This is a genomic window from Litorisediminivivens sp. KMU-197 (assembly GCF_056858395.1).
The window spans coordinates 363,827-388,040 of record NZ_JBXEQG010000003.1 but is presented as its reverse complement, the minus strand read 5'-3'; the positions used below and the strand labels follow the sequence as shown (position 1 = coordinate 388,040).

Here is a 24,214-nt window from a genome sequence, read left to right as displayed (position 1 = left end):
GTCATGGAAATCACAGCAGAACCGATTATCTACGGCCTGATCTTCATCGGCGTCCTTGCGGTCGTCGAGGGCGTCTACCTGACCATCTTTGGCAAGTCGATCAGCCTCAACAGCCGGGTCAACCGCCGGCTCGAGATGATGGACAAGGGCAGCCGCCGCGACGAGGTGCTGGAAAAGCTCCGCAAGGAGATGACCCAGCACATGAAGTCGCGGAAAATCCCGCTTTACTCACTGCTGGCTGCCAAGGCGCAGAAGGCGGCCATCGCCTTTACGCCCACGCAACTGATGGTGATCATGGTCGTGGTGTCCTTCATGGCCTTCGTCGGCCTGACGCTGGGCACCGAAACCGGACTGGTGGTCCGTGTCGCGGGCTCGATCGCGATGGGTGTCGGCGGCGTCTATACCTGGGTCAACATGAAGGCGAAGAAACGGATGGGCATGCTGGAGGAACAGCTGCCCGACGCGATCGAGCTGATCGTGCGCTCGCTGCGGGTGGGGCACCCATTTTCGTCCGCGCTGAGCATCGTGTCAAAGGAAGTGCGCGACCCGTTGGCCTCGGAGCTGGGGGTCATTGCCGATGAAAGTGCCTATGGCCGCGACGTCGGCGAGGCGCTCAGCGAGATGGCCGACCGCCTGGACATGCAGGATCTGCGCTTCCTTGCGGTGGCGGTGACCATCCAGCAGCAATCTGGCGGTAACCTGGCCGAGGTGCTTGCCGGACTCAGCACGGTGATCCGTGCCCGTTTCCGGCTGTTTCGTCGGGTCAAGGCGATCACCGCCGAGGCGCAGTGGTCTGGCAAGTTCCTGTCCGGCTTCCCCATTGCCTGTCTCGTCTTCATTCAGGTCACCGATCCGCACTACTACGACGAAGTCATCGACCACGCATATTTCATCCCCGCCTGCTTTGTCGTCGGAGGGTTCCTGTCCGCGAACCTCGTCGTCATGCGCTGGCTGGTGAACATCAAGGTATAAGGAGGGCGTCATGTTTGAGCCCGGAGGTTTTTTCTTTGAGTTGCTGGGGCCCATGGCCCCGGTAGTTGTGGTCGGCGGTCTCGGAGTGCTGCTGCTGCTGCTGGCGCTGTCGATGCTGCTCAGGCAACGCCCCGACCCCATGGACAAGCTGGCGGCGCAGTCGCGGCAGCCGAAGGCGCGCAAGGGTGAGACCCTGCGCCAGGGCAAGTCCCGCAATGAGAAGCTCGAAAAATACGGCGCCTTCCTCGAACCGAAGGACGAAGAGCAGTATTCCACGATCGCCAAGAAGCTGATGCAGGCCGGCTATCGCGGCCGCGATGCAGTTCGGTTCTTCTATGCCGCGCAGGTGGTGCTGGCGGTTGTCGGTCTGTGCGGAGGACTGTTCTACTATTACGTGATCATCGGCGAAGAGAACGCCACCAATCAGCAGATGCTGATGTATATTCTCGGTCCGGGCGGGGCGGGCTACTACATGCCCAGCTACTGGATCAACAAACGCTCGGAGAAGCGCAACCAGCAGATCGAGGAGGGTTTTCCCGATGCGCTCGACATGATGCTGGTCTGCGTCGAGGCCGGACAATCACTCGACCAGTCGATCCTGAGAGTGAGCAAGGAGATCCGGGTCGGTTATCCGGAACTGGCCTATGAGTTCCAGGTCGTCAGCCACGAGATCAAGGCCGGCAAAGACAAGACCACGGTCCTCAACGACATGGGCGACCGCTGCGGGGTGCAGGATATCTCATCCTTCGTGACGGTGCTGGTACAGGCTCAGGTCTTCGGGACATCAATTGCAGAGGCGCTGCGGGTTTATGCCGCCGAGATGCGCGACAAGCGAGTGATGAAAGCCGAGGAGGCCGCCAACAAGCTGCCCACCAAGATGACACTGGTGACGATGGGCCTGACCGTGCCGCCGCTGCTGATCATTCTGGTGGGGCCGTCCGCGCACGGCATCATGCAGCTCGGAAGTCTCGCAAACTGAATATGCGGGGGCCGATCCACCGATGGATCGGCATCCGGTCTTTTGCAGAATTCGTCTGGCGATGGCGCGTCGTCCCTGCTTCGCCCAAGACCCGAGGGCTTTTGTACAAAACTGGGGGTCGTTTTGTACAATTTGTACAAAACGCGCCCGAGCCGGCGGCCCCGGTTCCGCTCGTCATTTCGTGCTCCGGACCAAAACGGCCTGCTCCGTCGACGGACCGGACCCCACCTTGGCAAATCCGCAACGTTATCAGTGTTTTTCAAGGCGGCCTTGAAGGAATTTCTCCGCAAGCCATGCGCCCTGCGATAGGCTCGGCCCAAAGCCGGGCAACTGCGGTCGCAAACCCGTGGTCAGACACCGGCGCAAACCGAGGCAGTGCAAGAGCAACACGTTGGTGGTCCTGACCAAATTCGCCGGATTCCTGGCCCTAGTCATCTTGCTGGCCGCCTGTGCGCAGGATGGCTTCACACGTGCGCCGGACAGTCCCTATGCACCACAGGTCGACCGCCGCGCGGAAGCCGTGGACCAGCTTCTGGTCGGTCACAGGCTGCTGGCGGCGCGCGAATACGACCTTGCCCTCGACGCCTTTCACCGCGCCGCGCTGGAGCGTGGTTTCGATGCCGAGGTGCTGACAGGCCTCGGCACCACCAACCTGGCGCTGGGGCGCCTGAACCAGGCCGAGACCCTGCTGCGCCGGGCCGTCAAGAAAGAAGAAGACTGGCCCGAGGTCTGGAACAATCTTGGCGTGGTGCTGATGGAGCGCGGCAAGACCGCCGAGGCCAGTCAGGTATTCCGCAAGGCCTATGCGCTGGACAACGGTGCCAGCGATGCCATCCGCGACAACCTGCGGCTGGCGCTGGCGAAACTCGACAACGTGACATTCGCTGTAGACGAACAAGAAGACTATAAATTGGTGCGGCGCGGGACCTCGGATTACCTGATCCAGTCCGCACTGTAAGAGGCAAGAGCAGAAAAGGACGCAAAAATGCGCCATCCCATCTTCGTGCCCCTCGGTCTGTGCGCCGTGCTGGCGCTGTCGGCCTGCGATAAGGAGATCGACAAGGACGCTGTCGACCGCAAGCTGCAGGACATCAACGTCATCGACGAGAGCGACCTCAACGAGGTCATGCTGGGCGCCGCCGACCCCAACGAAGCGGTCAGCTATTTCCAGCGCGCCGTTAAGGGCCAGCCTGACCGGATCGACCTGCAACGCGGACTCGCGCTGTCGCTGATCCGGGCCAAGCGCCCGACCGAGGCGGTCTCGGCCTGGAAACACATCATCGGGATGGAAGACTCCACCGACGACGATCGCATCCAGTTGGCCGACGCTTACATCCGTGACGCGCAATGGGACAAGGCCGAAGAGGTGCTGGACGCCGTCCCGCCCACCGTCGAGACCTTCAAGCGCTATCGGCTCGAGGCGATGATCGCCGATGGCAACGAGGAATGGAAGAAAGCCGACAGCTTCTACGAGACCGCCGTCGGGCTGACCACCACGCCCGCGAGCGTGATGAACAACTGGGGTTATTCCAAGCTGACCCGGGGTGATTATGACGGGGCCGAGCGGCTCTTTACCCAGGCAATCCGGCAGGACAGCAAGATGTTCACTGCCAAGAACAACCTTGTGCTGGCACGTGGCGCACAGGGCAACTACCAGCTTCCCGTGGTCCCGATGAGCCAGCAGGAGCGCGCTGAACTGCTCTACACCATGGGTCTGTCGGCGGTGAAGCGCGGCGATGTCGAAACCGGCAAGGGCTTGTTCCGCGACGCCATCGAGACCCATCCACAGTATTTCGAGGCCGCCGTCCGCTCGCTTCGCGCACTGGAAGCCGGCGTGGCGAACTAGACGATGGAGCTTGCCATCACCACCTGGTCGGCGCTCTGGTTCCTGCCCTTCGCCCTGCCGATCTGCATCTACGTCTGCTGGACCGACATGTCGCGAATGAAGATCCCCAACAAGGCGGTGCTGGCCCTGACCGCGGTCTTCGTGGTGGTGGGCGTGGTCGCGCTGCCACTGGACGAATACCCTTGGCGGCTGGTCAATCTCGTGATTGTTCTGCTCTTGGGCATCGTCATGAACGCCGGCGGTCTGGTCGGCGCGGGCGATGCCAAGTTCGCCGCCGCCGCCGCGCCGTTCCTGCACCCGGCTGATACCGTCTTCGTGATGATGCTGCTGGCCACCACATTGCTGGGCGCCTTCGCCGCGCACCGGCTGGCGAAACACACGCCGCTGCGGCGCATGGCCCCCGGCTGGCAGAGCTGGCAAAGCGGCAGCGACTTCCCGATGGGGCTGGCTCTTGGCGGGACACTCGCCCTCTATCTCGCGCTCGGCGCGATCTATGGGAGCTGAGGGCAATGCGCTTCACCAAATCTGAACCACTGGCCGCCAGACTGGGCGCGCAGGACCGGAGGATCTTTACATGAACATGGCCGTCGGCAACGTCACCGCGCCCCCCGCCCCCAAGCGGCTGGACGAGATGCAGCTGCCCCTGACGATGATGCGCGACATCCTGCTGAAGACGATGTTCCGCTCGAACCTCGACATCGTGACCGAGATTTCGCGGGCGGTCTGCCTGCCGGTGCCGGTGACACAGGAATTGGTCGACATGGCGCGCGGGCAGAAGTTCCTGCAGGCGACCGGTACGCTCAACGCCAACTCGGGCAACGAGATGGGCTACGAGCTGACCGACGCCGGCAAGGCCAGGGCGCTGGATGCGCTGGCACAGTCGGAATATTACGGGGCCATGCCCGTGCCGCTGGATGTCTACCAAGAACAGATCAAGCGCCAGTCGATCCGCAATATCCAGATCACCCGCGATCAACTGACGACCGCGATGGGCGAGCTGATCCTGCCACCGACGCTGATGGATCAGTTGGGGCCGGCGGTGTCGGCCGGGCGCTCGATCCTGATGTACGGCCCGCCGGGCAACGGGAAATCCTCGATTTCGAACGGCATCCGCAATGCCATGGGTGACAAGATATTCGTTCCGCGCGCGATCGAGTATTCCGGTCAGGTCATCACGGTCTACGACCCCATTGTCCACTCAGCCGCCGAAGAGCAGGTCGACAATCCCAATCAGCTGCGTCGCTCGGCAAACCGCTACGACACGCGTTATGTGCGTTGCGTCAGGCCGACCGTGGTCACCGGCGGCGAACTGTCGCTGAAGATGCTCGACCTCGTCTACAACCCGACCGCACGGACCTACCAGGCGCCTCTGCAGCTAAAATCCTCGGGCGGTATCTTCATCGTCGACGACCTTGGCCGTCAGGAAGAACCGCCACAGGCCTTGGTCAACCGCTGGATCGTGCCGCTGGAGGAAGGCCGTGACATCCTCGCCCTGCAATCAGGCGAGAAATTCGAGGTGCCCTTCGACACGCTGGTGGTCTTCTCGACCAACTTCCATCCGAATGAGATATTCGACCAGGCCGCGCTGCGCCGGATCTTCTTCAAGATCAAGATCGACGGGCCAGGACAAAAGGACTTCCTGAAGATCTTCGCCCTTGTCGCCAAGAAGAAGGGGCTGCCTCTGGACGAGGCGAGCCTCATTCACCTGCTGCAGGTGAAGTATCCCACGATCCAGAACGTTTATGCCAATTATCAGCCGGTGTTCTTGATCGACCAGATCCTGTCGATCTGCGCCTTCGAAGGCGTGGCACCGACGATGACACCCGAGTATGTCGACAGGGCCTGGGCGAACATGTTCGTCAAGGACGAGAAGATCGTGAAGTAAGGCCGTTCACATTGAGCGCCTGCGGCGCGCAGTTTGGTGTGATGGGGGCCAGCCTCCAAACCCCCGGGATATTTCCGAACCGAAGAAGCACGGTTTTGAATCCGCCCGGGACGCACTAGATGTGGCGGATGAGTACCCTGCCCCCGATCATCTCTGACTGGTTCTCCGCCCGTGGCTGGCAGGTGCATCCGCATCAGGCCGAGATGATCGCACGATCCGGCGAGCCTTCGGTGCTGCTGATCGCACCCACCGGTGGCGGCAAGACCATGGCGGGGTTTCTGCCGACCTTGGCGGATCTTGCGGACGGCGGACATGACGGGATGCATACGCTTTATGTCTCACCGCTCAAAGCGCTGGCGGCGGACATCAAGCGCAACCTGACCGCGCCGGTGACGGAGATGGGGCTGCCGATACGCGTCGAGGACCGGACCGGCGACACGTCTTACAGCGTCAAGCGACGCCAGAGGGCCGATCCGCCGCACATTCTGCTGACAACACCGGAGAGCCTTGCGCTGATGACCTCTTACGAGGATGCGCCGCGCATCTTTGCCGGTCTGAAACGGGTGGTGGTGGATGAGATCCACGCGTTGGCCGAGAGCAAGCGGGGCGATCAGCTGATGCTGGCGCTGGCGCGGTTGCAGAGGTTGCGTCCCGACCTGCGGCGCGTGGGGTTGTCGGCGACGGTGGAAGACCCCGGGGCCATCGCCCACCTGTTGGCCCGCCATCCGGACCCCTGCACGATTGTCGAGGCAGACCCCGGACCGGACCCCGACATTGCCATGCTCGACCTGCCCGATGCACCGCCCTGGGCCGGTGGGGGGGCAGCCTATGCCATCCCGCGCGTGCTGGAAGAGGTCAAACGTCATAAGACCACGCTGATCTTTCACAACACCCGCGCGCAGGCCGAGATCTTTTTTCACAACCTCTGGCTCGTCAACGACGAGGATCTGCCTATCGGCATCCACCATGGTTCGCTCGACCGGGGCCAACGCGAGAAGGTGGAGCAGGCGATGGTGCGCGGCGAATTGCGCGCCATCGTGTGTACCGGCTCGCTTGATCTGGGCATTGACTGGGGTGATGTGGATCTAGTGATTCAGGTCGGTGCGCCAAAGAACGTCAAAAGGTTGATCCAGCGTATCGGACGCGCGAACCACCGCTACAACGCGCCGTCGAAGGCACGGCTGGTGCCGGCCAACCGCTTCGAAGTGGTGGAGTGCCATGCGGCCCTGCAGGCCGCGCGCGAACACGACCTCGACGGCGATCCTCGCGGGGCCGGGCCATTGGACGTGCTGTGCCAGCACATCCTGATTGCCGCCTGTGCCGGGCCATTCGATGCCAGCGCGCTTTATGCCGAGATGAAGACTGCCGGGCCTTACGCGGGATTGAGCCGCGCCGCATTTGACTATTGCCTCGCGTTCTGCGCGACCGGCGGCTATGCCTTCCGCGCCTACGACCAATGGCAGCGGCTCAAGCAGCGCGACGACGGGCTGTGGCAGTTGCGCGATCCCCGCTCGGCCCAGATCATCCGCATGAATATCGGTACGATCCAGGACACCGACCTGCTGAAGGTGCGGTTCAAGGGACGTGGCGGCAAGCCTCTGGGCGAGATCGAAGAGGGGTTCGCCGCCACGCTCAGTGCCGGGGATACCTTCCTGATCGGCGGCCAGATCGTGCGCTACGAGGGGCTGCGCGAACTGGTGGTGGAGGTCAGCCGCGACAGCCACAAGAAGCCCAGAATTGCCACCTTTGGTGGCACCAAGTTCGCAACGTCCACCCAACTGTCGCAGCGCATCCTGCGGATGTTGCAGGCCGAGGACTGGCCCTATCTGCCGGACCACACCCGCGACTGGCTGGCGCTGCACCGCGATGTGTCGCGCCTGCCCGCGCCGGGGCGGCTGCTGATCGAAAGCTTCCGCCACGATGCACGCGAACACGCCTGCATCTATGGTTTCGCCGGGCGCAATGCCCAACAGACGCTGGGGCTTTTGATCACCAAACGGATGGAAGAGCTTGGCCTCGATCCGCTGGGTTTCGTCGCCACCGACTATGCGACGCTGATCTGGGGGCTGAAGCCGCTGGAAGACCCGGCGCCGTTGTTCGACATCGCTGCGCTCGAGGCCGGGCTGGAGGGCTGGCTCGCGGGGAACGCGGTGATGAAACGGACCTTCCGGGCCTCGGCGAACATCGCCATGCTGATCAACCGCAACCTGCCGGGCAGTCGGAAGTCCGGGCGGCAGGCGACGTTCTCGAGCGATATCCTCTATGATACGCTGCTGAAATACGAACCCGACCATCTGTTAATGCGAATAACCCACGCCGAGGCCATGCGTGGGCTGGTTGATTTCGACCGCATCCGTGATATGGCCGAGCGGGTTGAAGGCCGCATCGACCTGCTGCGGCTTGACCGGGTCACGCCCTTGGCCGCGCCGATGCTGCTGGAGGTGGGCAAGGTTCCCATTCACGGCGCGGGTCGCGAGCGGATCATGGAGGACGAGGCTGCGGCACTTATGGCCGAAGCGGGGCTCGATCAGCTATAGGCACTTGCGTTCAACCTTCTTTGACGCGATGAACATATCATGAACGCTTATGACTTCAGCTTCGCCGGACAACGGCTGTCCGCACGGCCATCCGGTGCATTGTACTGGCCGTCGGCGGACCTGCTGTGCGTCTCTGACCTCCATCTCGGAAAATCGTCCCGACAGGCCCGGTTGCGCGGTGCGCAACTGCCGCCCTATGACGTTGAAGATACGTTGACCCGGCTGGAAGCAGAAATTCACGCCACCGCCGCTTGCACGGTCATTTGCCTGGGTGACAGTTTCGATGACCTTCAGGCGATGAGCGACCTGCCCGAAGCGGCGATTGCCTGGATCACCCGCCTGCAGGCCGGTCGGCGTTGGATCTGGATCGAGGGCAACCACGATCCCGGCCCCATCGCCCTGCCTGGCGCCCATCTGGCGCGTCACGTCAGTGGCGGCCTGACCTTTCGCCACATCGCCGAGCCGGGTACCCGACACGAGATCTCAGGTCACTACCACCCGAAGGCCAGCCTTCGCGGCAATTCCCGTCCTTGCTTCCTGCTTGACGAAGACCGCCTGATTTTGCCGGCCTTCGGCACCTACACCGGCGGATTGCGCTGCAACAGTACAGCATTGACCCGGCTGATGTCCCCCCGGGCACTCGCAATCCTGACCGGGCATCGCGCGCTGGCCATTCCGATGGTTCAGAAAAGCTCGGGCCTTGCCGCTTCCAACTCGGGTCGATAGGTGCGACTGACAGGCAGGACCTCTCCGTTGACCAAGCACACGAAAAGCTTGCCGTCCTGACGCTTCACCCCATCGACCGAAGCCAGCGCCACCCAATGCGACCGGTGCACATGGGTGCCGCGAATTGGATCCATCTCGACCACCGCGTCGGCCAAGCGCATCCGCAACCGTTCGAGCCCCGCATCCGTAGCCACGAGCGTCATGTGATCGTCCGCCGAGAGACGATGAATTCGCGCGTTCGCCGCGGTCAAGCGCCGGGTCAAACGCGGTTTCCTAGCGTCCGCATCAGACTTCGGCTCGGCTGTCTGCATCTGTGTCTGGACGATATGCACCAGCGAATAGACAGTCAGCGACACCACGAAAACCGCGACTGTCACCTCGGGCAGATGCGGCGTCAGCGGTGCACCGAGACTGATGAAGACGTGCGAGTATGCGTAGACGAAAGGCGTGAATACCAATGCCATCAGGGCAGCACCACGCAGCGGCACCTGCCATGAGCCCGGGCTTGATGTCGTGCGACGCGCAAATTCGTGAAACGCTTTCCCGAACAGGATCGAGACCGCAACGACCAGCGACCAGTAGATGACGCGCGGACCGAAGCTCAGCGCTCCGTGCGTTCCGAACGGCTCGGCTGCCACGGCTACCGCCGTCATGCCCAGAAACGCCGCCTGCGCGATGCGCGACTTCAGCAGCTTTCGGACCCCTCCGGCAACGCCGCGAGCGAGTTCCGGGTCACGCCGTGGCTTTCTGTTTTCGACTTCCGTATTCGACATTCTGGCAGATACGCGGTCCATAGTTTAAAAGCGCATGTTCCACGCTTGAAAGATCAATCCAACTCTGACGCAATCGGTGTCGCCGGACCTAAGGGAAAACTATGGATTTGTCGCCTCAAAAATCTGCCGCTGTCGAAAACAGTTTCGCGCGCCAGTCGCTGATGAAGACCTTTCAGGCGACCTTGACGGACATCCGGCGCGGTCAGGTTACTATTGACGCCCCCATCATCGAAGGGGCGCGTCAACAGCATGGCTTCGGCCACGCCGGGCTGACCTTCACATTAGGAGACTCATCCGCGGGATATGCCGCGTTGACGGTAATGCCCGACGACGCAGAGGTGCTGACCACCGAAATGAAGATCAATCTGCTGGCCCCTGCGCGCGGCGACAGCCTGCGCGCAATCGGCGAAGTGGTGAAGGCCGGAAGGCGGCTGGTGATCGTCCGCAGTACGGTGTTGGCCATCGAAGGTGATCGCGAGACCGAGATCGCGCTTCTGCAGGGCACGATGCTGCCGGTCTAAGGCGGACCAACGGTCCAAGCACCCAGTCATGCCAGCGGAACGCTCAGCCGTCGACGCCTTCGGTGCCCATCACCCGCTCTTCTCGCGCGATCATTGCTTCGATAAGCAGCCGCCACATCGCTTCTGACAGATCGGGATCGTATCCCTTGGCGGCCGAGGCCGCACGCACCTTCGCCAGAACGTCCGCCACCCGCGACGGCGCGTTCGCAGCGATGCCGGTCCGTGCTTTCAAAACTGGCGCGCGGTCGATGTAGGTTACGCGTTCGGCATGAAGCGCGATCAGTTCGCAGTCGATGTCGTCGATCGCCTCCCGCAGCTCGGCCATGGTCTCGATCTTCTCGGGGGTCTTGCGCATTGCGGTTTCTCTGGGCTCTGGGACTGTTCGGCCGGAGACGACGACCTCGTCGAGGGTGCTTCGAGGCCGCCTCCGCTCTCTTTAAAATCATTCAATGGCGGAGGCCAGCCTCGTTTCTTCCGGACGCGCTGCAACATCGCGCCACAAGCAATGCGTACCTGCCGTTGCGGCTGAAGCAGTTCAAGAAAATACATGCGATATCAGGGATCGGTTCGAAAAGCCGTTCCGCATACGAAAACGGCCTCGAAGTTCTTCACTCCGAGGCCGCAGGTCGTAATCTGAACTGCTTCTAAGCCGACGGCTCCGGCTTCAGGTCGCCCGCCGGTTTCGACTTGGGCTTGGTCTTCGGGATCGACGCGAGGCTAGGAGTGTCGCCTTGATCGGGCGTGTCGTCCTCGTCTTCGCCGGTCTGCGGCGGTTCGCCCTTGATGACCCGCCGGATTTCCTCGCCGGTCAGCGTCTCGTACTCCAGAAGACCCTGCGCCAGACGCTCCCATTCTTCCTTTTTCTCGGTCAGGATCTGGAAAGCACGCTCATAGGCCTGCTGGATGAAGCGCTTGACCTCTTCCTCGATCATTTCCTTGGTGTGCGCGCTGACAGACAGCCCGGCGGTGTTGCCAGTATAGCCCTCGTGCGCCTCGGAATAATCGATGTTGCCGACCTTGTCCGACATGCCCCAGCGCAGCACCATGGCCCGCGCCAAAGCCGACGCCTGTTGAATGTCGCCCGCCGGGCCATTCGAAACGTTCTCTTCGCCGTATTTGATGATCTCGGCGGCCTTGCCGGCCATGGTCATCGCCAGTTTTTCCTCGCACTCGGACTTGTGCCAATTCAACCGGTCAATTTCCGGCAGAGACACCACCATGCCCAGCGCGCCGCCGCGCGGGATGATCGTGGCCTTGTAGACCGGATCGCACTGCGGCAGCGACAGGCCTACAATGGCGTGGCCGGCCTCGTGGTAGGCGGTCTTTTCCTTCTGTTCGTCGGTCAGGACCATCGACCGGCGCTCGGCGCCCATCATGACCTTGTCCTTGGCGTTCTCGAAGTCTTCCATGACCACGAAGCGCCTTCCGACCCGAGCCGCCATCAGCGCGGCCTCGTTCACCAGGTTGGCAAGGTCGGCACCGGAGAAGCCCGGCGTGCCGCGCGCGATGATGCGCATGTCGGCGTCGGGACCCAGCGGGATCTTGCGGGCGTGGACGTTGAGGATCTTCTCGCGGCCCTTGATGTCGGGGTTGGGCACCGTGACCTGGCGGTCGAAACGGCCGGGGCGCAGGAGCGCCGGGTCAAGCACATCTTTACGGTTGGTGGCGGCGATGATGATCACGCCCTCGTTGGCCTCGAAACCGTCCATTTCGACCAGCAGCTGGTTCAGCGTCTGTTCGCGCTCGTCGTTACCGCCGCCATAGCCGGCGCCACGATGGCGACCTACGGCGTCGATCTCGTCGATGAAGACGATGCAGGGCGCGTTCTTCTTGGCCTGCTCGAACATGTCGCGGACACGGCTGGCGCCGACACCCACGAACATTTCAACGAAGTCGGAGCCGGAGATCGTGAAGAACGGCACCCCCGCCTCGCCCGCGATCGCGCGCGCCAGAAGCGTTTTACCGGTGCCCGGAGGGCCCACCAGCAGCGCGCCTTTGGGAATCTTGCCACCAAGGCGCGAGAACTTCTGCGGGTTGCGCAGGAACTCGACGATCTCTTCCAGCTCTTCCTTGGCTTCGTCGATGCCAGCCACATCGTCAAAGGTCACCCGGCCCTGCTTTTCGGTCAGCATCTTGGCCTTGGACTTGCCAAAGCCCATGGCGCCGCCTTTGCCGCCGCCCTGCATGCGGTTCATGAAGTAAATCCACACACCGATCAGCAGCAGGAAGGGCAGCAGGCTCAGGATGAAGCTCTGGAAGCCCGATTGTTCCTGGCTTTCGGCGTTGACGTCGACACCGTTATTCAGCAGCAACTGCGTCACTTCCGCATCGTCTGGGCGGACGGTCACGTAGTCGCGCCCGTCGTTGCCGCGATAGCGGATGGTTTCCCCGTCGATCACCGCCGAGGCGACCTTGTCCTCTTCTACCAACTGGACGAAATCCGAGTAAGGGGTGCTCTGGCTTTGCAGCGTCGAGCCGCCACCGGAGAACAGGTTAAAGAGCGTGAGGATCAGCACGAACAGCACGACCCAGAAGGCGATATTGCGCAAATTGCCCAAGGTGGTCTCCCGCAGGTTGGGTTTGGCGGGCTCTATAGCGCGCCCTTGCGGTGAAAAATAGGGGCCATCTTGTCTACATTCAATGCGAATGCAGGAAAGCGTGGAATGTCCCCTGCCCGACCGCATACTCCAGATCATATTCCGGGCCGAACCCCGACGGCGCAAAGGCCACCAGCCGGTCGCCATCAAAAACCGCCGGCTGGGTGACAAGGCTCTGATACGGCAAGCCTTCGGGCCGGCGCGGCAGTTGCCTCGCACCTTCCTCGCCGAGGGCCTTTACCGTCAGACCGGCGACGACGCCGCCTGTGATGCGAACCGAATCGTCCCAAAGATCGCCGGTGGGGGCGCTTTGCCCTGCAACCGCGTCGTATTCGCGACAAATCCGCAGTTCGGCCTTCTCGGCGCGTATCAGGCAGCCGTGCAGCGTTGCCGTCCCGCCAGACAGAACCCGGTCGGCAGCCTCTTCGAGCGCCTTCGCGCGCGGCCGATACGTCTGCGCCGACACGTACATCAGGCCCGCCGCCAGAAGCCTCAGCCGGGTTTCCTCATCCAGTGCCGTCAACCCATCGCGATCGAAAAGCAGGTCGCGCCACTCGGCCCGCACCATACCCGCCGCCGCCTCCTGTGCGCGCCGCTGCAGGGCGTGGCGGGCACGGGCCATCCGTGCGGCCGTCTGCGTCAATTGGTCGACACCCAGACCAAGCGGTTCCAACACCTCCAACGCCTTGCGCATCTGGACCCGGTCGAAGCTGTCATCGTCGTTTGAAGGATCCTCGATCCAGCTTCCCTGCAGGGTGCTCAGATAGTGCCGCAAGTCCGCCCTCCGCGCGCCCAGCAGGGGACGGACAATCAGGAAGCCGCCGTCCTTTCCCGGCACGACACGCGTATCCGCCATGGCCGCCAGTCCGTCGACGCCCGAACCGCGCGCCAGCCGCATCAGCACCGTCTCGGCCTGATCGTCGGCGGTATGCGCCATCAAGACATGGCGTAGCGATCCGCGCCACCCGTCGATCAATTGCAGTCGGGCGTTACGCGCGGCCTCCTGCAGGTTGCCGCGCCCGGTCCAGCCGGTCCACGTCAGGATGTCGTGAGAATGACCCAGCGCCGTGCATTCCCGCGCGACGAACTCCGCCTCTGCCGCGCTCTCGGCTCTTAGCCCGTGATCGACAGTCACCACCCGCAGCGTGACACCAAAGTCGCGTGTCCAGTTGTGCGCCAGCGTGAGCATGGCCATGGAATCGCCGCCGCCCGAGACCGCCAGCCCGATCTCGGACGGGAAATCGGGCCCCAGCGCCGCGCCCATCGCATCGGCAAACAGGCTTTGAAGACCTAAACCGCGCATTTCAGGGTCATTTTCTCTTTCTCAGCGGCGCATGTGGCCCGCTGGCACCATACGCAAAGAGCCTTGGTCGGGCTGCAGCTGTCAGAGGCAGGAGAGCATCTGCATCTCGGATTGCGCTTCCGTCACCTCGACCGCCGAGGGGAAACGTGTCCCGACTTCGCTCAGCATCTGGCAGGCCGCCTCGAGCTGGCCCAATTCGCCCAGCGCGCGGCCCAGAAACAGCAATGCGGTGGGGGCAACGGTGCCCTCGGGTTCGACCGAATAGGCATCGAGATAGGCCCGCGCCGCATCCTTAAGGTTACCCTGCTCTTCCAACGCCTTGCCACGTCCAAGCGAGGCCGCAGGACCCAAAGGCCCCCCGGGATAAGTCTCGTTGAACACCCGGAACAACTCTTCCGCACGGACATAATCGCCCTCGGTCAAAGCCGTCTGAGCGCGCCGGAAATCCTCTTCCTCACTGGCGGCAAGCTGCGGCCCGTCGCTGTCCTGCGGCGTGGCTGGTGACAGTTCAATGGGGCTTTCGGGTGCAGCGGGCGCCTCGGCCGCGCCGCCGAGCGTCGAGGTTTCGCCCAACTGGCTGACGTCGCCGCCCTCCAGCTCGACGAGGCGGAATTCAAGATCGCCGATGCGGTTGGTGCCGTCAGTCACGATGCGGTCGATGCGGTGCTGCATCTCCTCGGTCTTCGAGGTCAGCCGCGTCAGTTCCGATTCGATGGCATCCACACGGTCGAGCAGCGTACCGCCACCGCCGCCCACGCCGCTTGCGCCGGTGGTCGACAATTCGCGCTTCAGCCGCTGGACTTCGATATTCAGCAGCGTCAGGTCCTGCCGGATGTCGGCGAGGGTCTGTTCACGATCCTGCGCCGCCGCCCCGAGGGGCAGCGCCAGAACCAACACTAGCATCGAAACTATCCGCATCATCATCCTCGCCCCGACATAGGGCGCCCTTGGTTAACTGATTGCGCTGCCTGCAATGACCGTCACCGCGCGACGGTTCTTCGCATAGCAGGCCTCTTCCGAGCAGATTTCGATCGGGCGTTCCTTGCCGTAGGTCACGATCCGCAGCCGCGACGTCGGCACCCCCTTCGAGACAAGGTATTCGCGCACCGCGCTGGCCCGGCGATTGCCGAGCGCGAGGTTGTATTCGCGAGTGCCCTGTTCATCGGCGTGGCCTTCGATCACCGCAGAGTAGTCTGTGTTCTGCATCAGCCAGGCCGCCTGCCCGTCAAGAATGCTGCGCGCTTCCGCCGTCAGGGTCGACTGGTCGACGAGAAACAGCACCCGATCGCCGATTGCCTGTTGGAAATAGGCCGGGCTGCTGGGGTCGCCCGGACCACCTGCGCCCGCGCCTGCGCCAGCTCCGAGCCCTGCCCCCGAACCTGCGCCGACACCGGCATTGTCGAACCGGTCCGCCTGGGTACAGGCCGAAAGCGCCAGCGCGCCTGCGAATAGCACGATTTTAGTGAGATGTTTCATGGTCTGTCCTGCTCCGCCATCTGGCATTCTGCCATTGTTGGACGCGAGGGTAGCATAACCCGCCGCGCCTTCCCATCCTTCATTAAGCAACTACTGCAGCGGCCCCCAGCTCGGATCCGAGGCCGCGCCTGGTGTGCTTACCCGTTTGAGGTTTCGCCCCGAGATATCGACCGAATAGAGGTTGGCCTGTCCGGTGGCGCCCTGCGTTTCGCGCGTGAACATGATCACCCGGCCATTGGGCGCCCAGGTCGGGCCCTCGTCGAGGAAGGACGCCGTCAGCAGGCGCTCCTCGCTGCCGTCAGTGCGCATCACGCCAATGTGGAAGCGGCCCTTGTGCTGCTTGGTAAAGGCAATCAGGTCGCCGCGCGGCGACCAGACCGGCGTGCCGTAGCGACCCTCGCCAAAGGAAATCCGGCGCGCTTCGCCGCCGTTCGCCGGCATGATGTAAAGCTGCTGGCTGCCCGAGCGATCGCTTTCAAAGACGATCTGGCTGCCGTCGGGGCTGTAGGAGGGCGCGGTCTCGATCGCGGGGGTGTTGGTCAGCCGCTGGGTTGCGCCCGAGGTGAGATCCATCAGGTAGATGTCGGTGTTCGAACCCTCGGACAGCGAAAAGACCGCGCGCTGCCCGTTCGGCGCGAAACGCGGGGCAAAGGACATTGCGTCGGTCTGGGTCTCAAGAATGCGGCTTTGGGTGTTGCCGACGTCAAGCACGTGGATACGCGGAAAGCCCGTGGCGTAGGAGGTATAGAGCACCCGGTCGCCGGTGGGCGAAAACCGCGGCGCCAGCACGATCGACGAACTGTCGGTCAGGTACTGCACGTTGGCGCCGTCGTAGTCCATGATCGCCAGCCGCTTCTTGCGGTCGTCCTTGGGGCCGGTTTCGCTGACGAAGACCACGCGGCTGTCGAAATAGCCACTCTCGCCGGTGATCCGGCTATAGACCGCATCCGCCACCTTGTGCGCCATGCGCCGCCAGCCGTCGGTGGTGCCTTGGAACTGAAGGCCCTTGCCCAACTCCTGGTCCGAGAACACGTCGTAGAGCCGGAACTTCACCGTCAGGCCGCCGGCGCCATCGGCCGAGACCGCGCCCATGATCAGCGCCTGCGCATTGATCGCCTTCCAGTCGGGGTATTGCACCGGCGCAGCGAAACTGGTCGGGCGCGAGATGAATGCGTCTGCGCCGATGCGCCGGAACAGCCCCGTTCCGGTCAGGTCGTCGGCCACAACCTGCGCCAGTCGAGCACCCCATTCCTGCGCCTCGGCGTTCTCGGCGATAAAATCGGGCGCGGCGAAGGGCAAGGGTTCCACCACGCCTTCGGTGATCTCGATCCGCAAGGGCTGCGCCTGCACCAGCGTGGCGCTCAGCATCAGCGCGAGGCCGGTCAGCCAGGCGGCAAGGGTCCGGGTCAGTCGGTCAGTCATGGTCATCTCCCTACATTCTCGGGATTAAAGGTCATCTCTATGTCGCGCCACTGGTCGTATTTGTCGGCCGGCAAGTCATAGCCGTCCTTCTGGCAGCGCAGGATCGCCCGGCGCGCCGATTCGAATGCCTTCTGAGCAGCGGTGGCATCGCCGCCCTCGCTTCCCGCCATGCGGATCGAACTACCGATCACGCGGCCATTCTCTTCCATTTGCATCGCCACCACCACGGTCACGCGTGAAGCGGCCGAGCCTACATCGACGATCCAGCATTGCTGCACCGCAACCCGCAGCGCGTCACGCTCGCCCGAGGTCAGCGGCGGACCGGAGGGCGCAGAGGGCACCGGATCGGAGGATCCGCCAAGCGCTTCGGCCAGCGCGTCCGCGACCGCATCGGCGGTATCCGCTACGGGCGCGGCCGGTGCCTCGGGCTCCGGCGTTTCGGCAGGTTCTGCCGGCTGCGCCACCGTTGGCGCGACACGAGGACGACCGCGCGGCCGGATCGAGCGTTCGGGCGCGCCCGATGCGGGATCATCCGCTTCGGTCACGATCTGATCGGTCGCCTCTTCCGGCTGTGCGGCGTCCTGCTCGTCCTGAACCTCTGCGGGGGTCTCGCTTTCCTCGGGCACGACCGCTTCACGCGGGGTGTCTTCGATTTGGACATCTGGTTCGGGCGGCGCCACCGGTTCCGGAGCGACGCGCGGCGCTTCGCGCGGCACCGGGCGCGGCGACGTCTCGGGCAGCACCACTGTCACGTCCTCTTGCGCGGGGGGTGCGGGTTCCGGCGGCGGTGTATCATCGGCCTCGGCAACGGGCGCGGGCGGCTCGGGGATTTCCGGCAGCGCTTCCGGCACAGGCGCCGGCGTCACCTCCTGCGGCTCTGCCGGGGCTGGCGGCGGGGTCTCTTCCTGCGGCGCAGGCGGCGCCAACTCGGGCGCCTCCGGCGTTACCGGCTCGGCCGGGGCGTCGGGCACCTGCGGTGCCACATCAGACGGCACTTCCGCCCCGGTCAGCGCCGCGTACTCCTCTTCCGAAACAGTGGTGACGGTGGTCACATTGAACGGCAGAGGCTCCACCTCGAACAGCGGCCCGACAAGCAGCCATCCGATCAACCCGACATGCGCCACACCGGACACGTAGTGCCCGATATGAGCCCTCCCGTCCCGGTTCATCATGTCAGAGTAAAAGGCCATTCGCCGGTGCGCCCCGCCTCAGCCGTCGTCCTGCCCGTCGAGCCGCGGCCCGCCGGTCTCGGTCACCAGACCGATGTTGCCGAACCCGCCGGCATTGAGCGCGCCCATCACCTCCATCACTTCGGCATATGGCACCGCGCCGTCAGCCCGCAGGAAGACCCTGTCGCCGGTGCGTTGCTCGGCGATCGCGCGCAGCTTTCCGACCAGTTCGTCGCTCGGCGTCTCGGTGGTCTGGATCAGGATGCGGTTGTCGGCGGTCAGCGTCACCGTCAGAGGCTCTTCGCTTTCGCCCGGCAGCGCGCTGGCGGCCGTTTTCGGCAGCTCCACCGGTACGCCGACCGTCAGCAGCGGCGCCGAGACCATGAAGATGATCAAGAGCACCAGCATCACGTCGACGAAGGGCGTGACGTTGATCTCGGACATCGGCCGCGCTCCGCCTCTGCGGCGTCTGCGGCCTCCGCCGGATGCTCCGGGTTTGACGATGTGAGCGCCCATGACCTAGGAGTCCAACTGGCGGCTGAGGATTGTGGCGAACTCGTCGGCGAAGCTCTCGTAGCCCGACAAGATGCGGTCCGCGTCGGCGCTCAGCTTGTTGTAGAAGATCACCGCAGGGATCGCTGCCAGCAGGCCGAGACCCGTGGCCATCAACGCCTCGGCGATGCCGGGCGCCACCACGGCCAGCGAGGTGTTCTGCTGCTCGGCAATCTCGATGAAGGCGTTCATGATGCCCCAGACGGTGCCGAACAGACCGACGAAGGGCGCGGTGGAGCCCACCGTCGCCAGCACGTTCAGCCCGCGCTGCAATTCGTCGCTGACGTTGGCGATCGCCACATTCATCGACCTGTCGATCCGCGCCTGCGCGCCCGGGATCAGCTCACCGGATTCGCGATGCGAGCGGCGCCACTCCATCATCCCGGCAGCGAACACCTTCTGAGACCGACCATTCGGTTCCGGCCCCATCTGCTCGAAGAGCTCATCCAGCGGCTCACCCGACCAGAACGCCCGGTCGAAGCGACGCGCCTCGCGCCGGGCCCCACGATAGGACATCAGGTTGTAGACGATAATCGACCACGACCAGAAGCTGGCCACGATCAGCGCGATCATCACCAGTTTCACCGTCAGCGTGGCCCGCGCGAACAGCCCCCACATAGAGAAATCGATCTCTTGTGCGAGCGCCAGAGTTTCCGTTTCCATCAGCCTGCTCTTTCCTGTGGCCGGTTCTGTGCGGCCTATTACTGTGGGAATTTAGCGAAAAGCCAGCCGGAAAGCCAACACGAACCCGTCAACTGGCCCTGTTTGTCAGGGGATCAAGGGGCTGGACGGCGGATCTTCGCCGGATCAGTGAAACAATCCGGGCGGCAGATCCGTGCATCGCGACTATCGATCGTCCCGGCCTGACAAAGCGCAGTGCGCGGCCTGCGCTCTTGCCAATCCGAGGCTTGCAGGGTCACATCCGCGCAAGGAGGCCGACCATGACCCAAGCTCCACCCGACGCCGAGACCCGACGTTCCGCACCACCGGTGATCTGCTATCCGCCAGAGACACTGCCCGACCCTCAACTGGCGCTCAAGCAGGCCGCTCGCGCCAACGCCCGGAAGGTGACCGAAGTCATCGTCCCCCCTCGCGAGGCTGAGACCTTCACGGCGCGTGCCGGGCAATTCTTTCGCATCAGCTCTGTCGAAGGTCCGCAGGTGGGCGACCTCAACCTGTGGAACGCCGACGATCTGGGCGAGCGGTTCTTTTCAGGCAAGACCCGGGCCTTGCATGGCACGCATGTCACCACAGGCGAACGCCTTTGGTCGAACCTGCCGCACCTTCGGGCAATGGCGACGATCACGGAAGACACGCTCGCTTGGTATGATATCGACGCTGACGGCGGATCGGTCCACGACGTGATCGGCACCCGTTGCGATCCCTACACCGGCAACCTGCTCAGCGGCACGCAATACCACCACTGCTGCCACTCGAACCTGACCCGCGCGCTGGCCGGCCATACCGGCCTGCCGCTTCACGAGAGCGAGTTTCACGTCCACGACGTGCTCAACGTCTTCATGTGCACCGGTTTCACCCGCGACACCGGCCAGTATTTCATGAAGGCTAGCCCGGTGCGTCCGGGAGACTACATCGAGTTCTTCGCCGAAATCGACCTTCTTGGCGCGCTCAGCGCCTGCCCCGGGGGCGACTGCGGGGCGCAACACTCGTCAGACACGGCCCTTTGCCATCCGCTCAAGATCGAGGTGTTCGAGCCCGACCGCACCGCCCTGCGCAACTGGCAGCCGTCGCCGCGAAACGGCTATGACAGAACGCACGGGGCGTAGGTTGGAAGCTGCCTGCATCCCTTTATTGATGGATAAAATGCAACTCGTCGAAGCTCGCGCGCCACTGGGCGACATCCGCGGCCAGCGTCTCCGGCGCGTCGGAGGTTAGCGCTTGTGCAACGAGCCGCGCCAACTGCGGGGCGTGTTCCTCGGTCATTCCCCAGCGCACCAGTTCCGGCGTGCCCATACGCAGCCCGTTCATGTCGCCGTCGACCGGATCCAGCGGCAACCCGATTCCGCAGGCGAGGAACCCCGCCTTGCGCAGCGTTCTGGACGCGGTCTGCCCGCCGCCGAAGCTTTCAGCCTCCAGCGCGAATTGGTGTGACCGGGTGCGGCCTTCGGCTGTGCGGAACACCGGCAGCCCTTCGTCGGTCATAGCCTTGCCCAACGCCCTTGCCAACGCCACCATCTGCGCCGCATAGGCTTCGCCAAAGTCGCGCCAGTCAAGCAGCGAAACCGCCAGCGCCGCCGATTTCGCGGCATCGAAATTCGCGGTCAGGCCGGGAAAGGCAATCGCCTCCAGCCGCTCCGCGATCTCTGCGATACGGGTCACGATCAGCCCGCCGGGCGGACCGCCCAGCGACTTGTAGGTGCTCATCGTCATGAGATGCGCACCCTCATCAAGCGGGTTTGGCCAAGCGCCGCCGGCGATGACGCCGCATTGATGGGCTGCGTCGAACAGAACCTTGGCCCCTACCCCGTCGGCGATCGCGCGGATATCCTTGACCGGATGCGGCAGAAGGTTGAGCGAACCGCCAATGGTTATTAGCCGCGGCTCCACCGCTTCGGCCAGTTCCGCCAGTGCGGCAAGGTCCACCGTGTAGCGCTTGGCATCCACAGGAGCCTCGTAGATCGTCAGACCAAACAGTCCGGCCGCCCCCGCATCCTGGTGGGTGACGTGCCCCCCGATCTCGGCCGGTGGTACGATCACCGCGTCCCCGGGCTGGCATAGCGCCATGAAACCGTAAAGGTTGGCCATCGCGCCCGAGGGCACCCGGATCTCGGCATGGGTCGCGTCGAAGATCTCGCAGGCCAGTTCGGCGGCAATGACCTCGATTTCTTCGATTGCCTCCAACCCCATCTCGTACTTGTCGCCGGGATAGCCGAGCGAAGGCCGTGTGCCGATGCCGCTGGCCAGAAGGGCCTCGGCAGCGGGGTTCATTACGTTGGTGGCCGGATTGAGATTGAAGCATTCGCGCTCGTGGATACGCCGGTTCATGGCGGCAAGCGTGCCGATGCGCTTTGCGATCTCATCGCTGGTCGCAGCAGCAACTCGGCCCGACACCTTCTCGATCAGCGCCGCGCTTTTTTCCGGCAGCCAGGAACGGGGCGCGAGCCGGGCCTCAGGCAAACGCGGCCTCCAGAGCGATCTCGACCATGTCGCCGAAACTCTTTTCGCGCTGGTCGGAGGGTAATGCCTCTCCGGTCAGCAAATGGTCCGACACTGTCAGCACCGCCAGCCCCCGTACCTTGTGGCGGGCAGCAAGGATGTAGAGCTCCGCCGCTTCCATCTCGACACCCAGGATGCCGTGGCGCGTCATCTGCTCATTGAGGTCGGGGCGTTCGTCGTAGAAGACATCCGAGGAATAGATGCCTCCGACATGCGTCGGCGTGCCCTTGGCTTCCGCCGCCGCAACGGCGCCACGCAACAGGCTCCAGTCGGCGCAGGGGGCGAAGTTCAGCTCGCGCAGGATGCCGCGCGAGGGCGTGGACAGGGTGGTCGCGGTCATTGCCACGATCACATCGCGTATCTCCACATCCTTCTGCATGGCCCCGCAGGAACCGATCCGGATCAGCGTCTTGGCACCGTATTCCGCGATCAGTTCATTTGCATAGATCGACAGCGACGGCATGCCCATGCCGGACCCCTGGATTGTCACCCTGTTGCCTTTCCAGGTGCCGGTGTAGCCCAACATGCCCCGCACCTCGTTAACCAGTTTTGCATCGTCCAGAAAGGTTTCGGCTGCCCAGCGGGCGCGATAGGGATCGCCCGGCATCAGGACGGTCTCGGCAATATCTCCGGGCTTGGCCCCGATATGAACGGTCATGACGCACTCCGTTACGCTGTCGCAATGGCGTGAAGTCTGACAGCCGGGTCCCGGGATCACAAGCGACTTCGGAAGGACGCTTTAGGCTTTGTAAGTCCAGAGATTATCCCTATGGTTGAGCCAAGGGGAACAAGTTCAGGAAGGCATGGTGACGTGTCGGCCACGGTGATTTTCGGCTTTTTGATCTCGGCGGGTGTCGCTGCCTTGGGCGGTGTCACGTGGCACGCGCACAGCCGTCGGCGGCGTACCGAGCGCGAGGCGCTGAACGAGCGGTTGGCCGTCCTGACGGCCGAGAACGCGCGCTTGATGTACATGGTGGAATTCGACGACCTGACCGAAGCCAGGTCGCGGCGTTACCTGCGCGGGCTTTTCGCCCGAACCACGCAAGACGGATCAAACGCGATGGTTTTCATCGACCTCGATGAATTCAAAAGCGTGAACGACGGCTTCGGGCACCGCGCCGGCGACAGTTTTCTGCGCCGTGTCGCCGAGACCCTGCGCGCCGAATGCCGCGAAGGCGAAACCCTGTTTCGCCACGGCGGCGACGAGTTCTGCATCTACATGCGGCAGGTGGACACCGCAAAAGCCTTGCAGCGGGCCTCCGATCTGGTGGCCGCGGTGGGGGCAATGTCGATGGAAGTGGACGGGGTCTCGATCCGGCGGACGGCAAGCGCCGGCGTGACGCGCATCGACACCGGGCAGGACATGATGGGGGCGCTGTATTACGCCGACGAGGCGCTCTATACCGCCAAACAGGCCGGCGGCAACTGCGTGCGGGTCACCGAGGGCGAGACCCTCAAGACGATGATCGCCCGGCGCACCGGTCCCAGGGCCGAGGACTTGGCCGAAGCCGTGCGCCGCGAAGAAATCACCTATTTCGTTCAGCCGGTCTTTGACACGCTGACGGGCCGCGCCATCGGGGTCGAGGCTCTGATCCGCTGGGTACGCGGCGATGGCGACGTGCTGCTGCCGGAGAAATTCATAGGCGTGACCCGCGGCAACTACCACCGCGAGTTGACCCCACCGGTGCACGTGGCTGCCGAGGCGGTCAAAGCGTTCAGTGACACCGCCGAGGATCTCTATTGTGCGTTCAACGTCTCGTCGCGTTTTCTTGAACGGTCGATCGAGGACAACCTCGATTACACCGCGGCGCTGTCGCGCTGGGTGGATCCGTCGCGGATCGTTTTCGAGCTGGTGGAAGATGCGGTGATCCGCAATCTCGGAAAGACCCGCGAATTGCTGCACGAGTTGCGCAGTCGCGGCGTGCGCATTGCGCTCGATGACTTTGGCACGGGCCTGTCCAACCTCGAGCGTTTGCACGAGCTTGATATCGACATCGTCAAGATCGACCGCCGCTTCGTGCAGGGGGCCGGTGACACGGAGGCAGACCCGGGAATTTTGCGGGCGGTTCAGGCGATGTCACGGGACATCGGGTTCCGCCTGATCGCCGAGGGCGTGGAGACCGAACAGCAGCTGCGAAGCCTGCAGAAGATCGGCATTTACAACGCACAGGGCTATCTTCTGGGCCGTCCCGAGCGGGTGGGTTACTGGCAGCAGCGTCTGGCCGAACCGTTGCCGGCGCGGCTTTGCGTGCAGCAATCAGCCTGAAGGTGGATGGGTG

23 protein-coding genes are annotated in these 24,214 nt (G+C 63.7%); 11 read left to right on the top strand and 12 right to left on the bottom strand.

The annotated features are described in order from the left end of the window. Positions 1–3 precede the first annotated feature (3 nt). The 8 genes from AC04PT_RS09780 (at position 4) to pdeM (ending at position 8,945) form a co-directional block, all read left to right on the top strand. A complete protein-coding gene (locus tag AC04PT_RS09780) occupies positions 4–972 on the top strand; it encodes a type II secretion system F family protein (RefSeq protein WP_482873462.1) in 969 nt (322 codons plus the stop codon). Positions 973–982: 10 nt separating this feature from the next. Continuing rightward, complete coding sequence (locus tag AC04PT_RS09775; protein WP_482873461.1) at positions 983–1,951, top strand: type II secretion system F family protein; 969 nt, start codon at positions 983–985, stop codon at positions 1,949–1,951. Between the two features lie 400 nt (positions 1,952–2,351). Continuing rightward, positions 2,352–2,909 (top strand): tetratricopeptide repeat protein, encoded by a 558-nt coding sequence (locus tag AC04PT_RS09770; protein ID WP_482873555.1) that lies wholly within the window; start codon positions 2,352–2,354, stop codon positions 2,907–2,909. Positions 2,910–2,936: 27 nt separating this feature from the next. Further along, positions 2,937–3,797, top strand: coding sequence for a tetratricopeptide repeat protein (locus tag AC04PT_RS09765; RefSeq protein WP_482873460.1), 861 nt, complete (start codon positions 2,937–2,939; stop codon positions 3,795–3,797). 3 nt (positions 3,798–3,800) lie between these two features. Next, complete coding sequence (locus AC04PT_RS09760) at positions 3,801–4,301, top strand: prepilin peptidase (protein WP_482873458.1); 501 nt, start codon at positions 3,801–3,803, stop codon at positions 4,299–4,301. A 70-nt stretch (positions 4,302–4,371) separates the two neighbouring features. Further along, a complete protein-coding gene (locus tag AC04PT_RS09755) occupies positions 4,372–5,682 on the top strand; it encodes an ATPase (protein ID WP_482873457.1) in 1,311 nt (436 codons plus the stop codon). Positions 5,683–5,810: 128 nt separating this feature from the next. Next, entirely contained in the window at positions 5,811–8,219 is a 2,409-nt protein-coding gene (locus tag AC04PT_RS09750) for a ligase-associated DNA damage response DEXH box helicase (protein WP_482873456.1), read from the top strand. Positions 8,220–8,258: 39 nt separating this feature from the next. Beyond that, positions 8,259–8,945, top strand: a complete 687-nt coding sequence (pdeM, locus tag AC04PT_RS09745) for a ligase-associated DNA damage response endonuclease PdeM (RefSeq protein WP_482873455.1) — start codon at positions 8,259–8,261, stop codon at positions 8,943–8,945. On the opposite strand, the gene AC04PT_RS09740 is transcribed toward pdeM, so the two are convergent. Beyond that, on the bottom strand, positions 8,903–9,739 hold the full coding sequence (locus tag AC04PT_RS09740) for a LytTR family DNA-binding domain-containing protein (protein WP_482873454.1): 837 nt from the start codon (positions 9,737–9,739) through the stop codon (positions 8,903–8,905). The genes pdeM and AC04PT_RS09740 overlap by 43 nt on opposite strands. Positions 9,740–9,879: 140 nt before the next feature. On the opposite strand from AC04PT_RS09740, the gene AC04PT_RS09735 reads away from it, so the two are divergent. Further along, on the top strand, positions 9,880–10,239 hold the full coding sequence (locus AC04PT_RS09735) for a PaaI family thioesterase (RefSeq protein WP_482873452.1): 360 nt from the start codon (positions 9,880–9,882) through the stop codon (positions 10,237–10,239). Positions 10,240–10,282: 43 nt separating this feature from the next. Here AC04PT_RS09735 and AC04PT_RS09730 read toward each other — a convergent pair whose 3' ends face one another. The 9 genes from AC04PT_RS09730 to tolQ all read right to left on the bottom strand — a co-directional run bounded on the left by AC04PT_RS09730 (position 10,283) and on the right by tolQ (position 19,421). Further along, positions 10,283–10,594, bottom strand: coding sequence for a chorismate mutase (locus AC04PT_RS09730; protein WP_482873451.1), 312 nt, complete (start codon positions 10,592–10,594; stop codon positions 10,283–10,285). Between the two features lie 289 nt (positions 10,595–10,883). Beyond that, positions 10,884–12,797: an ATP-dependent zinc metalloprotease FtsH gene (gene ftsH, locus AC04PT_RS09725; protein WP_482873450.1), complete on the bottom strand. Its 1,914-nt coding sequence runs from the start codon at positions 12,795–12,797 to the stop codon at positions 10,884–10,886. A 79-nt stretch (positions 12,798–12,876) separates the two neighbouring features. Then, positions 12,877–14,139 (bottom strand): tRNA lysidine(34) synthetase TilS, encoded by a 1,263-nt coding sequence (gene tilS, locus AC04PT_RS09720; RefSeq protein WP_482873449.1) that lies wholly within the window; start codon positions 14,137–14,139, stop codon positions 12,877–12,879. A gap of 81 nt (positions 14,140–14,220) precedes the next feature. Continuing rightward, positions 14,221–15,042 carry a tol-pal system protein YbgF gene (gene ybgF, locus AC04PT_RS09715; protein ID WP_482873448.1) on the bottom strand — a complete coding sequence of 274 codons (822 nt, stop codon included), beginning with the start codon at positions 15,040–15,042 and terminating at the stop codon, positions 14,221–14,223. Positions 15,043–15,090: 48 nt separating this feature from the next. Further along, a complete protein-coding gene (gene pal / locus AC04PT_RS09710) occupies positions 15,091–15,615 on the bottom strand; it encodes a peptidoglycan-associated lipoprotein Pal (RefSeq protein WP_482873447.1) in 525 nt (174 codons plus the stop codon). A 90-nt stretch (positions 15,616–15,705) separates the two neighbouring features. Continuing rightward, complete coding sequence (tolB, locus tag AC04PT_RS09705; protein WP_482873554.1) at positions 15,706–16,983, bottom strand: Tol-Pal system beta propeller repeat protein TolB; 1,278 nt, start codon at positions 16,981–16,983, stop codon at positions 15,706–15,708. A gap of 56 nt (positions 16,984–17,039) precedes the next feature. Then, a complete protein-coding gene (locus tag AC04PT_RS09700) occupies positions 17,040–18,227 on the bottom strand; it encodes a hypothetical protein (protein WP_482873446.1) in 1,188 nt (395 codons plus the stop codon). An 18-nt stretch (positions 18,228–18,245) separates the two neighbouring features. Next, positions 18,246–18,722 (bottom strand): protein TolR, encoded by a 477-nt coding sequence (gene tolR / locus AC04PT_RS09695; protein WP_482873445.1) that lies wholly within the window; start codon positions 18,720–18,722, stop codon positions 18,246–18,248. Between the two features lie 3 nt (positions 18,723–18,725). Beyond that, the gene (gene tolQ / locus AC04PT_RS09690; RefSeq protein ID WP_482873444.1) at positions 18,726–19,421 is read right to left on the bottom strand and encodes a protein TolQ; all 696 of its coding nucleotides are present in this window, start codon (positions 19,419–19,421) and stop codon (positions 18,726–18,728) included. A gap of 278 nt (positions 19,422–19,699) precedes the next feature. Here tolQ and AC04PT_RS09685 point away from each other — a divergent pair, with 278 nt between their 5' ends. Beyond that, complete coding sequence (locus AC04PT_RS09685) at positions 19,700–20,545, top strand: urea carboxylase-associated family protein (RefSeq protein ID WP_482873443.1); 846 nt, start codon at positions 19,700–19,702, stop codon at positions 20,543–20,545. Between the two features lie 22 nt (positions 20,546–20,567). On the opposite strand, the gene AC04PT_RS09680 is transcribed toward AC04PT_RS09685, so the two are convergent. Together AC04PT_RS09680 and deoD are read right to left on the bottom strand one after the other, a co-directional pair. Next, positions 20,568–21,896, bottom strand: a complete 1,329-nt coding sequence (locus AC04PT_RS09680) for an aminotransferase class I/II-fold pyridoxal phosphate-dependent enzyme (protein ID WP_482873442.1) — start codon at positions 21,894–21,896, stop codon at positions 20,568–20,570. After that, positions 21,889–22,593 carry a purine-nucleoside phosphorylase gene (gene deoD, locus AC04PT_RS09675; protein ID WP_482873441.1) on the bottom strand — a complete coding sequence of 235 codons (705 nt, stop codon included), beginning with the start codon at positions 22,591–22,593 and terminating at the stop codon, positions 21,889–21,891. The genes AC04PT_RS09680 and deoD overlap by 8 nt, the downstream gene beginning before the upstream one ends. Before the next feature lie 153 nt (positions 22,594–22,746). On the opposite strand from deoD, the gene AC04PT_RS09670 reads away from it, so the two are divergent. Next, on the top strand, positions 22,747–24,201 hold the full coding sequence (locus tag AC04PT_RS09670) for a putative bifunctional diguanylate cyclase/phosphodiesterase (RefSeq protein ID WP_482873440.1): 1,455 nt from the start codon (positions 22,747–22,749) through the stop codon (positions 24,199–24,201). Positions 24,202–24,214: the final 13 nt, after the last annotated feature.